This window comes from Streptomyces sp. NPDC000941 (assembly GCF_053599555.1).
The window spans coordinates 1-1,958 of sequence record NZ_JBSFMM010000517.1; the positions used below are offsets into that span (position 1 = coordinate 1).

At 67.0% G+C, this 1,958-nt stretch carries 2 protein-coding genes; one reads left to right on the top strand and one right to left on the bottom strand.

All coding sequences use genetic code 11. The annotated features are described in order from the left end of the window. The first annotated feature begins 31 nt into the window (after positions 1-31). Positions 32-535 (top strand): GNAT family N-acetyltransferase, encoded by a 504-nt coding sequence (locus tag ACWDSL_RS53215; protein WP_450496954.1) that lies wholly within the window; start codon positions 32-34, stop codon positions 533-535. A 46-nt stretch (positions 536-581) separates the two neighbouring features. On the opposite strand, the gene ACWDSL_RS53220 is transcribed toward ACWDSL_RS53215, so the two are convergent. Then, complete coding sequence (locus tag ACWDSL_RS53220) at positions 582-1,820, bottom strand: IS701 family transposase (RefSeq protein WP_450496956.1); 1,239 nt, start codon at positions 1,818-1,820, stop codon at positions 582-584. Between the last annotated feature and the right edge of the window lie 138 nt (positions 1,821-1,958).

Below are 1,958 nucleotides of genomic sequence, written 5' to 3' on the forward strand. Positions count from 1 at the left end.
TTCGTGATGATCCGTGGGGCAGAGTAGGGGCATGTCTACGTACGAGACAATGTCGTTCCACCTTGAGACCGAGCGGCTGATACTGCGGCCGTGGGCCGAGTCGGACGCCGCTGAGCTTCGCGCCCTCCACTCCGAACGCGGCAACGGGACGCCCACGGTTGAGCACACCCGGACGCTCATCGCGAAGCAGCTCACCGCAACGGCAACAACGGGGATCGCCCTGCTGCCCATCCAGCGCCGTGACGAAGGCGACTTCATCGGCTATTGCGGGTTGATCATCGGCCGCTCCACCCTAGAGGAGCCTGAAATCGCGTGTGAGTTGTTCCAGCGCGCGCATGGGCGTGGCTACGCCACCGAGGCGGCCAGCGCGGTGCTCGATGCCGCTATAGCGACCGGGCGGAAACGGCTCTGGTCGACCGTCGGCACATGGAACACACCGTCGTTCCGTGTCCTTGAGAAGCTCGGGTTCGAGCGGGATCACGTTTCCACGGACGACAGCGGTGAAGTGGTATGGCTCACACGCTCGTTGCCGTGACGCGGGGTCGCGCCCCGGGACTTCACGCTCACGTGATCGAGTGCGCTCAGGCAGAGTAGGCGGCTTGACGGCAGTGGTGGCTGGCTCGGGATCGGGCTTGGTGGCGGCGACGCCAGTGGGACCATCCGAGCCGGTGGGCCGTGTCGTGGATGCGTTGGGTAACGAGGGCGATGAACAGGCGGGCGATCTCGTTGCAAGTGAGCGGGATCAACGTGTCCGGGGCGGGGCGGCGGGTGTGTTCGTTGGCGCGGACAACGGCCAGGAAGGCGTGGGCGAGCATGGCCAGGGTGACCCAGCGAGTCCAGGAGGTGTAGCGGCGGACCTGGTGTTCGTCGAGGCCGACCAGGCCCTTGCCGGCCTGGAACGTCTCCTCGATGCGCCATCTTGATCCCGAGACCCGCACCAGCGTCGTCAGCGGCACCGGCTGGGGCGAGTAGCAGCGGTAGTAGGCGAGTTCGCGGGTGGTGCGGCTGCGGCGGATCAGCAGGTAGCGGTGGCCAGCTCTGGGGTCGTGCAGTGCGATGTGGGCCCAGTCGTAGAAGCGTTGCCCCTTTGCGCCGGTCCCGGCGGACAGCTTCTGCCAGGCGCGCTTGGGGAGCTTCTTGACCAGGAAGTCTGCCCGGAACTTCCCTGCATGGGTGGTGACTTCGTGGGTGCGGGCCACCGCGAGGACGTAGCCGCTGCCGCGTTCCTCCAGGACGGTGCGCAGTCTCGGGTTGCCCCCGTAGACCTCATCACCGGCCACCCATCGTGCACGGTGGCCAGCGTCCAGGAACCGGGCGATCATGCGGGCTGCCAGTTCCGGCTTCGTGGCGAACTCCGTGCCGGGCGCGAGCCCCGCCGCCTGGCAGCGGTCGGGCTGGTCGGTCCATGAGCGCGGGATGTAGAGCTCGCGGTCTACTGCTGCGTGTCCGCGCTGGCCCGTGTAGACCAGGTACACGGCGACCTGGGAGTTCTCGATCCGGCCTGCGGTGCCGGTGTACTGCCGCTGGACGCCAACGGTGTGGCTGCCCTTCTTCACGTCTTCGGTCTCGTCCACGAAGAGCACCGCCTGATCGTCGTGCAAGTTCTCGACCACGTACTCGCGCAGGTCGTCGCGAACCGCGTCGGCGTCCCATTTGGCGCGGTTGAGCAGGTGCTGCATCCCGTCCGGATTCGCCTCGCCAGCCCACTCCGCAATCGTCCAGCAGTTCTTGCGCGGCAGGTCCGCGAGCAGCCCGAGTACCAACCGCCGGATCCGGCGCCGGGGTTCGACCCGCATGAACCGGCCTGCAATCCGGTCCATCAGGGCTTCGAACGCCTCCTGCCAGCGGGCAGGGTCAGTACTGTGACCTGCGGCCACATGATCGTCTGCCTTCACACACCGATGATCAACGGTGGCCGCACCCATGTCTGCAGCGGCCCTTACCAGCAAGATCACGAT

Coding starts and splice junctions, on each gene's coding strand:
- ACWDSL_RS53220 (WP_450496956.1), bottom strand. CDS start 1,820: ATGGACCGGATTGCAGGCCGGTTCATGCGGGTCGAACCCCGGCGCCGG.
- ACWDSL_RS53215 (WP_450496954.1), top strand. CDS start 32: ATGTCTACGTACGAGACAATGTCGTTCCACCTTGAGACCGAGCGGCTG.